Source organism: Rhizobium sophoriradicis, from assembly GCF_003939025.1.
GTDB lineage: Bacteria > Pseudomonadota > Alphaproteobacteria > Rhizobiales > Rhizobiaceae > Rhizobium > Rhizobium sophoriradicis.
On the sequence record NZ_RQIH01000007.1, the window covers coordinates 212868 to 225445 of the forward strand.

The window sequence follows — 12578 nt, forward strand, 5'->3', positions numbered from 1 at the left end:
GATGGCGAACGGCGTTCATTCGCATGATATTCAGCCGAAACGTTCGAGAGCCATAGCGAAGATATCGGCATCGACATTGCCGCCGGAAGTGACGGCGATGACCGCGTCGCTTTCCAGCGCCTCGCCATGGAAGAGCGCGGCGGCGAGCGCCACGGCGCCTCCGGGCTCGACGACGATCTTCAGCCTGACGAAAGCGAGCGCCATGGCGCGCAGCGCCTCGTCGTCGGTGACGACGATACCGGCGCCGGCAAGGCGCTTGAGGATCGGGAAGGTGATGTTGCCCGGCTGGGGCGTCAGGATCGCATCGCAGATCGAGCCTGATATCGACGCGTTGCGCTCGATCCTGCCGGAGGCGAGCGAGCGGGTCGTGTCGTCGAAATCCCTGGGCTCGCAGGGCCGGACGCGAAGGCCGGGGGCACTGGCTTCGAGGGCAAGGGCGATGCCGGAGGTCAATCCGCCGCCGCCGCAGGGCACGAGAACGTCGGCTGATGTCACGCCCTCTTCTTCGGCCTGTTCGGAAATCTCGAGGCCGGTCGTGCCCTGGCCGGCGATGACCAGCGGTTCGTCGAAGGGTTTGATCAGCGTCAGGCCGCGCTCGGCCGAGAGCCGGGCGCCGATCTCGTCGCGATCCTCGTTGGCGCGGTCGTAGAGCACGACTTCGGCGCCGAAGGCGCGGGTGTTGGCGATCTTCAGCTTCGGCGCATCGCTCGGCATGATGATGACGGCGGGCACGCCGTGCAGCTTGGCAGCCAGCGCCACACCCTGGGCATGGTTGCCGGAGGAAAAGGCGATGACGCCGCGGGCGCGCACGGCCGGATCGAGGCCGGAGACGGCAGACCAGCCGCCGCGAAATTTGAAGGAGCCGGAATGCTGCAGACATTCCGCCTTCACGAACAGGCGCCGGCCGGCGATGTCGTTGAGGAAGGGGGAGGAGAGAAGCGGCGTGCGCCTGATATGGCCGCGCAGACGAGCGCGGGCGGCGACAATCATTTCAATGCTTGCCATTCGGGAATCGTCCTGCTTGGAGAGTTCGCACATGCATAGGATGCGGCACGCCGTTTGTGAACGTCGACTTTGTCACCGTGACATGAATGGAGATCCGCCGCCTGAACCTTTTTGGCGCCATCAATAGCCGCCGGCCGACCCTTCCGCCGCCCGGGCGTCCATGGCGCCGTTATAGCGGGCGCCGCCGCCCTTTGCGATGGCGGCGAGGCTTTTGCCGCCGACCAGGATGCCGGCAGCCTGGCCCCAGAGCGGCGCATCATTGCCGCCGTCGAAACTGTAACCCATGGCAGCGAGGGCCTTCTCCGTATCCGGCGAAAGCGCATAGGGCTCGAGGAAGATCTTGTCAGGCTGCCATTGGTGATGGAAACGCGGGGCGTTGACGGCCTGGCTGATGTCCATGCCGAAATCGACGACATTGAGGAACGCCTCCAGCGTGATGGTGATGATGCGCGAGCCGCCGGGGCTGCCAATCACCATGAAGGGCTTGCCGTCGCGGGTAATAATCGTCGGACTCATCGAGGAGAGCGGCGTCTTTTTCGGGGCGATGGCGTTCGCCTCGCCCTGCACCAGACCGTAGAGGTTCGGCACGCCCGGCTTGGAGGTGAAATCGTCCATCTCGTTGTTGAGCAGGACGCCGGTGCCGGGTGCTACGACGGCAGCGCCGAAGGAGCCGTTCAGCGTGTAGGTGACAGCAACCGCATTGCCCTCGTCGTCGATGATCGAATAATGCGTCGTCTCGTTACTTTCCTTGCCGCCGAGCGGCTTTAAATCCGCCGATGTGCCGGCCTTGTAAGGGTCGATCTTTGCCGCGATCTCCTTGGCGTAGTTCTTGTCGAGCAGTTTTCCGACCGGATTCTCGACGAAATCGGGATCGCCGAGCGCCGCATTGCGGTCAACATAGGCGTAGCGCATCGCCTCGACCATCACGTGCACCGTTTCGGCCGAGGCATAGCCGAGGTAGGAGAGCGGATAACCTTCGAGGACGTTGAGGATTTCGCAGATGATGATACCGCCGGAGGAGGGCGGCGGCGAGGAGATGATGTCGTAGCCGCGGTAATTGCACTCGATCGGCTTCAGTTCGCGCACGGCATATTGCTCGAAATCCTGCTTGGCGAGAATGCCGCCCTTGGACTGGCTCGCCGTGACGATCGCCTCGGCGGGAGCGGACTTGTAGAAGGCGTCGGGGCCCTTTTCGGAGATGGCGGCCAGGACCGCGGCGAGATCCGGTTGCTGCAGTTTTTCGCCCGATGCATAGGGCTGGCCATCCGGCTTCAGAAAGATTTTCGCCGCCGTCTCATCCTTGGCGAGGCGTTTGGCGCTGCCGGCGAGGATGGCCGCATCGCCTTGTTCCAGGGTGAAGCCCTCCTTGGCGAAGCGGAGCGCCGGCGCGATCAGATCCTGGCGTGAGCGGGTGCCGTATTTCTCGCGCGCCGTTTCAAAACCCATGACCGAGCCTGGAACGCCGACGGCGAGATAACCGTCGAGGCTGGCGCGCGGCACGATCTCGCCTTTGGCATCGAGATACATGGTCTTCGTTGCGGCGAGCGGCGCGCGTTCGCGGAAATCGAGGAAGGTCTTGGTGCCGTCTTTCAGGCGGATGGTCATGAAGCCGCCGCCGCCGAGATTGCCGGCCGAGGGATAGACGACCGCCAGCGCGTAACCGACAGCGACGGCCGCATCGACGGCGTTGCCGCCGCTCTTCAGCACCTCGACGCCGACATCGGTGGCCAGATGCTGGGCGGTGACGACCATGCCGTGTTCGGCTTCAACAGGTGCGGGCGAGGCCGCGAAAGCCGAGGTCAGGCAGAGCGACAATGCCGATATGACCGAGATCGTCCCGATATGCAGGCGGCCCATGATTTCCCCTCCTATGGACAACAACGGAAAAACATATGGGGCTGCGCCGGCGCGAGGCAATGCAGCGATCGGCTTTATGCGAGGCGTTCGATCGAGTTTCCGGCTGAAGGGTCATGCCTGGGCGGGGCGCCTGGCTCCAGTGATGGCAGCGATGTCCGATCGGGTGACGCCGCGGCGAGCCGCTGCTCGGCCCGGCGGGCGATTGCCTGCAGGTCGCGCGGCTTGCCGGCGATCTTTTCCATGGCGGCGATGGCGACATCGGTCGCAAGATAATCCGGCTTGTGGCCGACGCCGCGCACGGTGATGAGTTCGGAGCCTGCTATATCGCGGGCAAGGCCGCGTGAATGAAGGTGTTCCCAGACGATCTCGTCGCTGTCGCCGGTTATGATCACGGTCGGCGCGGTGATCTGCGAATAGAGCGGCGATTGCTCCTTAAGATAGGCAAGCAGCCTTTTGAAATCGGCGGCGTTGTTGCGGAAGGTGCGGGGCCGCAGCACCAGCGATGGGCCGGTCCTTTCGATGTAATCGAGCGGGCGCGCATTGGGACGGAAGACATTCAGCGTGCCGCGTTCCAGCCTGCTGAGTCCCAGCGGCACGACGATGGCGTGGTTGAACAGCCAGCCGACGACCGGCGCCGTCGCGACATGATAATACCAGTCGATACCGCCCGGCCAGGGATGGGTGGCGGGTGCCAGAAAGAGCAGGCCGGATATCTTTTCGGGATGGCGCAGGCCGAAGGTTGCAGTGACCGCGCCGCCGAAAGAATGACCGACGATGATCGCCCTCTCGATGCCGCGTGCCTCCATCAGCCGGGCGATCGCATCCGCCTGGCCGGAAGGGACCGCGTTTTCAGGGCCGCCACGTTCGGAATAGCCGTGACCGGGACGATCGACGAACAGCATTTCGGCCCGGCCCTCGAGTGCGGTGCGGAACGCGACGACCTGGTCGAGCAGATTGCCGCTGGCGCCGTGAATGAAGACGAGAGGGGGCAGATCCGCATGTTGCGGACGCTTGATATGGACGGCATTCATGCGGTAGCCGCCGACATCCGTCAGTTCACCGATATTGGGATAGGTCTGTTCGAGCCGCCGCGCCTTGTAGGAGGAGTAGCCGATGGCGGCGGCAAGTGGAGCGAGAAGAGCGGAAACTTCTGCAAGCATGATCTTTACGGGCGATGGTCGCGGCGGTTCTCGAGAGGGGTGGGCGAAGCGCCGCGTGGCCCCTCGAGGATTCTAAACTTGTGCGGTCGACATCAAGTGCGGTTGCCGGCAAGTTTTTCTGACAGCGTATTAACCTGCTCCTGCGCGGTGCGCTCGGCGGGATAGATGTCGAGGAACCGCTCCCAGGCTTTCAACGTCAGTTGATCGTTCCCCGCATTGCTGAGGATCGCGGCCATGCCGGAGAGCGCGCCGAAATGGCGCGGCTCAAGATCCAGCACGTGTTCGATGTCGGACATCGACTTGCGGTAATTGCCCATGACGAAATTCAGTGTGGCGCGCCGATTCCAGCTTTCGGCGTAATCGGGCTTCAGCGCTATTGCCTCGTCGAGAAAATCGAGAGCGGCTGGATTGCGCTTTTCCTCAATCGCCTTGTCGGCCCACTGCATCAGCAAATTGACGGTCGCGCTGCCGGAATCATTCCATTCCAGGCGAATTTCGTTGGCGATGCTGCTGGCCTTGTCGGGATCGCGCTCGCGCTTCAGCTGGCTGAAGAGCTGGTCGAGGCGCTGCTTCGGCGAATTGTCGGTGTTCCTCTGCTCGACGATGACATCCTTTTCCGCCGCGATGGCAGGAAGCGGAGAGGTGGAGAGGACGAGGAAGAGCGGCAATGCCGCCGGCATCAAAGCAAAAAAGCGCATGGCGGACATATTAGCCCGCCAACGCCGAAGATCAAACAAATTTGACGTGATCACCGCAGCGACCTACCGGATGTCGGACGGCGCAATCTGCGCGGCGCGGCGATCCGGATGCGCGCAATCAGCCCTGACGAGCCTTGTAGCGCGGGTTCAGCTTGTTGATGATGTAGATGCGGCCCTTGCGACGAACCAGACGGTTGTCACGGTGACGAGCCTTGAGCGACTTGAGCGAATTCTTGATCTTCATTTTTCTGATCCGCGATCTCTATGGGGGAATTCACATTCGCCCGTAACTTTAACAATCAAAAGCGCGCCGTCGGGGCGCGCTCTTTAGGTGGGGGTGCAGATACCCCGTCACCTTTTCCGTGTCAACCACGTGGCGGTGTTTTTCCCAAGCTGCAAGACCGTTTTGTCACCGTCAAAGCGGCAATTTCGGCGCCAATGTGGTGACATGGCCCATCTTGCGGCCGGGGCGCCACTCCGTCTTGCCGTAGAGATGGACCAGCGTATCGGGGCGTCGCAGCCAGTCGGGAACGGCAAGGATATCGTCGCCGATCAGGTTTTGCATGACGCAGTCGGAATGGCGGGCGCCATCGCCGAGCGGCAGGCCGGCGACGGCGCGGATATGCTGCTCGAACTGGCTGACGGCGCAGGCCGCCTCGGTCCAATGTCCGGAATTGTGGACGCGCGGTGCCATCTCGTTGGCGATCAGGCCGCCGTCGGCAAGCACGAAGAATTCGATGCCGATGACGCCGACATAGTTCAATGCCGCGAGGATTTTTTCGGCCGAACGACGTGCGGCTTCGCCCGTCGTTGTGGAGATCGCGGCGGGAACCGTCGAGGTATGGAGGATGCCGTTGCGGTGTATATTCTCGGCGGGATCGAAGCAGACGACCGTCCCCTCCGCGGTGCGCGCGGCGATGATCGAGACCTCGCGTTCGAAGGCGACGAAGCTTTCGAGGATCAGCGGCACGCCGCCGAGCGCGGCATAGGCGCCATCAGGGCTGTCGGCCACTGAACGGAAAACCTTCTGTCCCTTGCCGTCATAACCGAGCCGGCGGGTCTTCAATACGCCCTGACCGCCGAAATCCTTCAGTGCCGCCTCGAGATCGGCCTGGCTGTCGATCGCGTGAAAGCCGGCGGTGGTGATGCCGCAATCGTTGAGGAAGCGCTTTTCGACCAGGCGGTCCTGAGCGGCTTCCAGCGCCTTCGGCGGCGGATAGACGGGAATGCTTGCCGAAAGCGTTTCTGCGGCCGCGACGGGCACATTCTCGAATTCGTAGGTGACGACATCGCAGGCGGCGGCAAGTTCGGCCAGCGCCGCCGGATCATCATAGGCGGCGGTGATCTGCCGGTTGGCGAGCTGAGCGGCCGGGCAGTCCGCCTGCGGCTCGAGAATGACCGTGCGGAAATTCAGTCTGGCGGCGGCGATCGCCAGCATGCGGCCGAGCTGGCCGCCGCCGACAATGCCGATCGTTCTTACAGTCATTGGTCGTCCATCGGGTATTCGGCGATGCTGGCACTCTGACGTTCGCGCCATTCGTCGAGCCGCTCGGCGATTTCTTCGTCGGAAAGGGCAAGTACGGCGGCGGCGAGAAGGGCGGCGTTGACGGCGCCCGCCTTGCCGATGGCGAGCGTTCCCACAGGAATGCCGGCCGGCATCTGTACGATGGACAGCAGACTGTCCTGGCCGGACATGGTTTTCGATTGGACCGGGACGCCGAAGACCGGCAGGGGCGTCATCGATGCGGTCATGCCCGGCAGATGGGCGGCACCGCCGGCACCGGCGATGATGACCTTGAAGCCCTCGGCGCGTGCGCCCTTGGCGAAATTCGCCATGCGGTCGGGCGTGCGGTGCGCCGAGATGATGCGCGCATCATAAGGGATTTCCAGGGCTTCCAGAGTGTCGGCCGCGTTCTTCATGGTTTCCCAATCGGATTGGCTGCCCATGATAATGGCGACGGGTGGTCTGTCTGTCATCGTTGCCGCTATTCCTCCAAGCGATGCGATCGGGCGATGCGATCAGGCGATGATATCAGGGACGATCTGATCTTCCAGCTTGGAGAGCTTGTCCTTGATAACGAGCTTCTTCTTTTTCATGCGCTGGATTCGCAGAGCGTCGCATCCGGTCTCGATCATGGCGTTGATCGCGGCGTCGAAATCCTCGTGCTCCTGACGCAGACGCGCCACGATGAGCCTGATTTCCGCCTGTTCCTGATCGGCCATATGCATTCCCCGTTGTCGTCTTCGGATGTTGTCCGATCTGCCGATGATTTCCGCAAGCTCCTATCACCAAATACGGGTAACGGCTAGTTAGTCTTGATCATGAATTTGCCATCTCATCTTCATCTTTTCGCCTTCGACAAGCCTTCAAAAATATGTCACAGTCCGGCGCGTTGACACCTTGATCCCCGACGATGATGGCCGGGGAGGGTAAGAGGAAGGAAGGGTCAAATGACAGTTCAAGCTCATCTTGAATCACTCCAGAAAAAGCATGTTGCTCTCGAAGAGGAGCTGCACGCGCTCAGAACAGCTCCCTCTATCTCCGATACGGAAATTGCCGAATGCAAGCGCCGCAAGCTGCGCATCAAGGACGAGATTCAGCGTCTCAAGTCATCCGTCCACTGATCTTCCCAAGGGTCGCCGGCCGATCATCTTGCGTATGAAGAGGTAAATCCATCCATTCCGCCTAAAATTTGCAAGACCCGGTGATTTGACACCAGAATTGCGCCAGCCCGATGCTCGCGGCATCGCGGCTGGCGCTTTTGCGAGGACGAACTCGGCGCTGTAGTGGCCGAAAAAATGTAACTACATCCGTTCAATGACAGAATCCCGATGCCGTCAAATCGCAAGCGTGCCGTGTATTGGTTATGCCATTGACCTGCCGCCCACTTCGCTCAACGCTTGATCATCGAAGACAGGGCAAATGCCGTCAGCGTGTCGCGCACGCCTTGTAGCGCCGAAACCTCTTGCCAGATTTCGCGGATGCGGTCTGCCGCGCTTGCTTCAACCCGCACTACCAGGTCGAATTCACCGCTCATAATGTCGCAGGAGATGACCTCCGGTATCCCTTTGAGCGTCTGAATGACGTCGCCGCCGCGCATGCGGTCGTGGCGATACACGAAGATCATCGCTGTGATGGCTGCGGCCCGCGGTTTTCCCTCGCCCACGACAATCGTATAGCCCTGAATCAGCCCGTCGCGTTCCAATCGCTCGATGCGTTGGCGAACGGCGTTGCGCGACAGGTGGACTTTTTCGGCCAGTTCCGCGTGGGGAATCCGCCCATTGCGGGTTAGCTCGGTGAGGATGCGCTCGTCGGATCGGTCGAGGGTTCGCTTCATGGCCGGATTTCCTCAATGCAATTCTTGGCGGAGAGAAAGACCCGCTGTGTGGCGGCTTCGAGATCGGTTAGCCTGCCATCCCGCGCAAATACGGTGGCGGCCGCTGCCATGACGAAAGCCGACACGGCCCGCCACTCCGCTTCGTTGAGGGACCTGATGTCTTCGTACCCAGCGAGCAATGCGCGGACCAGCGTCCTTTCGAGAGTGCCGTCTGCTGTCACAGCCCAATGCAAAATGACCTCAGCGAGTTCGGCGATCAGAACATCATTATGGCGAAAGCGGAAATTGATGACACCGCTCACCATCTCGTCGACGAAGAAGACGTTATCGCGATTAAGCGCACCGTGCACGGGGCCCGTCGGCAGGCCGAGCGGCACTCTATTCCTTGAGCGCCCCAGCGTCTGATGGATCCGCGCGACACAGGTGCCAAGGGCATGGCATTTGCCGGGAGTGGCTTCGCTTAGTCGAGAACCTGGCACAAAACCGACAACCGCGACAAGCTTGCCCGCCACGGTGATCGTGGCCGCACCGACATCAGTGCGCAAGGTTGCCGGACAAGGAATGCCGGCGCCGGAGAGCGTTTCCATAGTCTGGAAGGCGCGTTCGACGTCAAATGGTTCGGCACCGCTTTCGAACAGGGTGACGATGAACTCGCCGCGCCCGGAGCGGAAAAGGTAGGTGGTTTCGGCGTCGCCATCGGCAATGCCGATTACCGATGTAAGGCTTCCTAGGCGATAGGCTGTCGCGATCCGGCCACAGTCCGCCTCCGACAGATCCGTGAAAACAGCCATTTCCCTTCCCTTCAATGCCGCGCCGACTCGTTAGTTTCGATGGTTTTCATGCCGAAGATCATCTCGATCTGAGCCGTAGGCAAACCGCTGTCGCGCTCGACCGCCTCTCGCAGCGGAATTCCTTCCGCCAGCGCGGTTCGGGCAAGCGCGGCTGCCCGGGCGTATCCAACGAAGGGATTGAGTGCTGCGGCAAGAATGAGAGCACCGTCGTGAAGCGCCCGGCATCGCTGCGGATCCGCCTCGATTCCGTCGATGCAGCGAGTGCGAAGTGTATCCATTCCTCTCGCCAATAGCCGCATGGATTGCAGAATGTTGAGCACGATGACCGGTTCCATGGCGTTCAGCTGCAGTTGCCCCGCGCTGGCGGCGAGTGTGACCGTCAGGTCGTTGCCAATTACCTGGAAGCTGATCTGGTTCAGCAATTCAGGGATCACCGGGTTGACCTTGCCCGGCATGATTGAAGAGCCCGCTTGCATAACCGGAAGACGGATCTCGCCAAAGCCGGCCCGCGGACCACTCGACAGGAGGCGAAGGTCGTTACAGATCTTGGAGAGCTTCACCGACATACGTTTGAGCATGCCCGATACCGAAACAAAAGCGCCAGTATCGGAAGTAGCCTCGACGAGATTTCGCGCCGGACGAACGGCAATGCCGGAGATCGTGGATAGGTGCGCACAGACCACAGCCGAGAAGCCCACCGGTGCGTTTACGCCGGTGCCGATCGCCGTTCCGCCCAGATTGACCTCGCGCATCAACTCAGCCGCGCTGAGAAATTGCTCGATGTCCTCTTCCAGCGTTTCGGCGAAGGCTTCGAACTCCTGACCAAGGAACATTGGTACAGCGTCCTGAAGCTGCGTTCTTCCGACCTTCACAATATCGGCGAAGGCTTCCCCTTTGCGCCGGAAGGCGGCGACCAGAGCAGATAGCGCCGAGCAGAGTGTCTCGCTTTCCCGCAATATCGTCAGCCGGATCGCAGTCGGATAGACGTCGTTGGTTGACTGGCAAAGGTTTACGTGATCGTTCGGGTTGACGGTGTCGTAGCTGCCAGCCGACAGGCCAATGCCCTGAAGGGCCAGATTGGCGATGACCTCGTTGACGTTCATGTTGGTCGAGGTCCCGGCCCCGCCTTGCATCATATCGATCGGAAAATGCGGCGCCAGGATTTCACCGGCGATCAGCCTGTCGCAGGCTCGATCGATCGCCCTCGCGATTACGGGATCGAGCAACCCTAGCTCCAGATTGGCTGCGGTGGCAGCTTTCTTGATCATTGCGAAAGATTGGAGGAACTCCGGAAAATTCTGGAGTTTAATGCCGGAAATATCAAAGTTGTCGACAGCCCTAAGTGTATGAATACCGATCAGAGCATCGGCCGGCAATTCCCGGCTACCCAAGAGATCTGTCTCGATGCGCGTTATCGCCATGGCCCCTTCTCCTTTCTCGCTCAGACGGAAATAGCCTGGTCGAGATCCACGATCAGATCGTCCGTCGCTTCCAGCCCAACCGACAGGCGGAACACGCCGTGGCCCGCAAAACGGCGATAATCCTCAAGCTGCTCGCCGGTAAGCTGGTAAGTGGATTTCATGATCTCTTGCGTGTCGAGCAACACGACAATCGAGCGCTGATGACCGAGCGAAAACGCATAATGGACAACCTTGAGGCGCTCAGCGAGTTGTTGCGCCATCTGGCCGGGATCCCTCACCTGGAAGGTCAAGATGCCCCCGAACATGCCCATCTGGCGCTTCGCCAGATCATGCTGGGGATGGGAGGCAAGTCCGGGATAGGTCACCGCCTCCACAGCGGAATGGCCCTGAAGGAAGGCCGCGATTTTCGCGGCCGACTCCGAGATCGTGCGGATTCGGGGAAACAGCGTATCGATGCCACGCATGATCAGCCAGGCGTTCATGGCCGGCATCGCCGCACCGAGATAGACGCCGGCGCGCGAGCGGATTTTCTCCACCAATTCCTTCCGTCCGCAGACAACCCCGCCCAATGCGTCGCCATGGCCGTTGATGAACTTCGTCAGCGAATGGATGACGAGATCCACGCCAAGCAAGAGCGGCTGCGTGGCCACCGGGGTGGCAAGCGTCGAATCGACCGACATCAAAGCCCCGTGTTTTCGCGCAAGCTCGGCAATGGCCGCAAGATCGGTCAGGCGCAGGATCGGATTGCACGGACTTTCGCAATGGACGAGCCGCGTGTTGGGCCGGAAGGCGGCCGCCACATCTTCGGGGCGGGACATGTTGACCGGCGTAACCTCAATGCCGTAGTCCGGCAATATCCGCCGGGCGAGCTCGTTGGCGCCGGCGTAGCAAATATCGCTTAGGATCAGATGGTCGCCCTTCTTGAGGAAGGTGAAGAAGGTGGCTCCGATCGCGGCGAGGCCCGTCGCTGTGGCCACCGCGTCGTCGGCCCCTTCGAGCGCGGCGAGGCGCTGTTCCAGTTGGCGCACGGTCGGGTTGGTCCAGCGCGCATAGAGAAAGGGCAGCGCCGTCAGGTCGTCGACGCCATCGGCGGAAAATGGGCCGTCGCCAGATGTCAACACATTGTTGACGGACATCGAAATGTTCGGGGCGATCGCCTTCGTCGCCGGGTCGATGACGAGCCCGCCGTTCAGCGCCAGGGTTTCTCGACTAGGTTGCCCAGCGTTTGCGGCAGGCACCACCTTGTGCTGGTCGATGCCGCGCGCGGGCAGATCTGAGAGTCTTGTTGCGGTCATCGCATTCTCCTGCAATTTCGTTCCCTTGAATTGAGGGAGGTGGCGTCGTTTTCAGCCGTGTAATCTCGCTAGCCGCTTGAGGCGTGCGGAGGAGTTGTCTGCGCGGCAATGGAGCTAATCAGTCAGAAGGCCGGCATGGCGCATGGCCAGATCGATTTCGGCCTCCACCCCGAGCGAGACGGTGACCAACGGCAGGCGCATATCGCGTCGCATCCGGCCCAGGCGCCAGAGCGCATATTTCGGCCCTGCCGGATTGGTCTCCAGGAAAAGCGCGCGATGGAGCGGCATCAACCGATCCTGAAGCTCCAGTGCACGGCGGAAATCACCCGAAAGGCATGCCGTCTGGAATTGAGCGCAAAGCCGGGGCGCAACATTGGCGGTCACTGAAATGCAGCCGTGGCCGCCATGCGCCATGTAGCCAAGTGCTGTGCCGTCCTCCCCGGACAACAGGTTGAAATCGCGGCCGCACGCCATGCGTTCCAGAGACGGACGCAGCAGATTTGCGGTGGCGTCCTTCACGCCGACCACGTTACGGCAATCCCGCTTGAGCCGAGCAAGGGTATCCACGGAGATGTCGATGACGCTGCGTGGAGGAATATTGTAGACAATGATCGGTAGGGAGACTTCTGCGTCGATGGCTCGGAAATGCTGGTAGAGGCCTTCCTGGGTCGGTTTGTTGTAGTAGGGCGCGACGATGAGCAGCGCATCGGCACCCGCCGCCTGCGCATGCCGGGAAAAATCAATCGCCTCGTCGGTGCTGTTCGAACCAGCGCCAGCGATCACGGGAACTCGCCCCCTCGCCACTTCTACAGTTCGTTCGACCAGCCGCTTGTGCTCGGCATGCGAGAGGGTTGGGCTCTCGCCGGTCGTCCCGCAGGGAACAACGCCATGGCTGCCCTCCGCGATCTGCCACTCCACCAGCGAAGTGTAGGCCTCCTCGTCAACCTTGCCGTCGAGAAAGGGCGTGACGAGCGCCGTGATCGATCCTTTGAACATTGCATTCTCCGATAATT

The 12578-nt window shown here is 61.4% G+C and carries 14 protein-coding genes; 1 reads left to right on the plus strand and 13 read right to left on the minus strand.

Annotation, left to right across the window (positions count from 1 at the left end):
* Window positions 1-30 precede the first annotated feature (30 nt).
* The 8 genes from EFR00_RS13760 to EFR00_RS13795 form a co-directional block, all read right to left on the minus strand.
* Complete coding sequence (locus tag EFR00_RS13760; RefSeq protein ID WP_077990614.1) at window positions 31-1005, minus strand: threonine ammonia-lyase; 975 nt, start codon at window positions 1003-1005, stop codon at window positions 31-33.
* Window positions 1006-1125: 120 nt separating this feature from the next.
* Entirely contained in the window at window positions 1126-2862 is a 1737-nt protein-coding gene (gene ggt / locus EFR00_RS13765; RefSeq protein ID WP_077990613.1) for a gamma-glutamyltransferase, read from the minus strand.
* A 74-nt stretch (window positions 2863-2936) separates the two neighbouring features.
* Complete coding sequence (locus EFR00_RS13770) at window positions 2937-4022, minus strand: alpha/beta fold hydrolase (RefSeq protein WP_077990610.1); 1086 nt, start codon at window positions 4020-4022, stop codon at window positions 2937-2939.
* A 92-nt stretch (window positions 4023-4114) separates the two neighbouring features.
* Window positions 4115-4729, minus strand: coding sequence for a tetratricopeptide repeat protein (locus EFR00_RS13775; protein ID WP_009996795.1), 615 nt, complete (start codon window positions 4727-4729; stop codon window positions 4115-4117).
* 109 nt (window positions 4730-4838) lie between these two features.
* Complete coding sequence (ykgO, locus tag EFR00_RS13780; RefSeq protein WP_003582204.1) at window positions 4839-4964, minus strand: type B 50S ribosomal protein L36; 126 nt, start codon at window positions 4962-4964, stop codon at window positions 4839-4841.
* A gap of 171 nt (window positions 4965-5135) precedes the next feature.
* Window positions 5136-6206: a 5-(carboxyamino)imidazole ribonucleotide synthase gene (locus EFR00_RS13785; RefSeq protein ID WP_009996790.1), complete on the minus strand. Its 1071-nt coding sequence runs from the start codon at window positions 6204-6206 to the stop codon at window positions 5136-5138.
* A complete protein-coding gene (gene purE / locus EFR00_RS13790) occupies window positions 6203-6697 on the minus strand; it encodes a 5-(carboxyamino)imidazole ribonucleotide mutase (protein ID WP_004679370.1) in 495 nt (164 codons plus the stop codon). Before purE ends, EFR00_RS13785 begins: the two co-directional genes overlap by 4 nt.
* Window positions 6698-6739: 42 nt before the next feature.
* Window positions 6740-6943 (minus strand): YdcH family protein, encoded by a 204-nt coding sequence (locus tag EFR00_RS13795; RefSeq protein WP_009996784.1) that lies wholly within the window; start codon window positions 6941-6943, stop codon window positions 6740-6742.
* Between the two features lie 228 nt (window positions 6944-7171).
* Here EFR00_RS13795 and EFR00_RS13800 point away from each other — a divergent pair, with 228 nt between their 5' ends.
* Complete coding sequence (locus tag EFR00_RS13800; protein WP_009996782.1) at window positions 7172-7345, plus strand: YdcH family protein; 174 nt, start codon at window positions 7172-7174, stop codon at window positions 7343-7345.
* A 269-nt stretch (window positions 7346-7614) separates the two neighbouring features.
* On the opposite strand, the gene EFR00_RS13805 is transcribed toward EFR00_RS13800, so the two are convergent.
* The 5 genes from EFR00_RS13805 to dapA all read right to left on the minus strand — a co-directional run bounded on the left by EFR00_RS13805 (window position 7615) and on the right by dapA (window position 12561).
* Window positions 7615-8058 carry an Lrp/AsnC family transcriptional regulator gene (locus tag EFR00_RS13805; RefSeq protein ID WP_009996780.1) on the minus strand — a complete coding sequence of 148 codons (444 nt, stop codon included), beginning with the start codon at window positions 8056-8058 and terminating at the stop codon, window positions 7615-7617.
* Window positions 8055-8849 carry a phosphotransferase gene (locus tag EFR00_RS13810; protein WP_009996778.1) on the minus strand — a complete coding sequence of 265 codons (795 nt, stop codon included), beginning with the start codon at window positions 8847-8849 and terminating at the stop codon, window positions 8055-8057. The genes EFR00_RS13805 and EFR00_RS13810 overlap by 4 nt, the downstream gene beginning before the upstream one ends.
* An 11-nt stretch (window positions 8850-8860) precedes the next feature.
* The gene (locus EFR00_RS13815) at window positions 8861-10270 is read right to left on the minus strand and encodes an aspartate ammonia-lyase (protein WP_077990607.1); all 1410 of its coding nucleotides are present in this window, start codon (window positions 10268-10270) and stop codon (window positions 8861-8863) included.
* A gap of 20 nt (window positions 10271-10290) precedes the next feature.
* Entirely contained in the window at window positions 10291-11565 is a 1275-nt protein-coding gene (locus tag EFR00_RS13820) for a trans-sulfuration enzyme family protein (protein ID WP_077990605.1), read from the minus strand.
* A gap of 114 nt (window positions 11566-11679) precedes the next feature.
* Window positions 11680-12561: a 4-hydroxy-tetrahydrodipicolinate synthase gene (gene dapA / locus EFR00_RS13825; protein WP_077990603.1), complete on the minus strand. Its 882-nt coding sequence runs from the start codon at window positions 12559-12561 to the stop codon at window positions 11680-11682.
* Window positions 12562-12578: the final 17 nt, after the last annotated feature.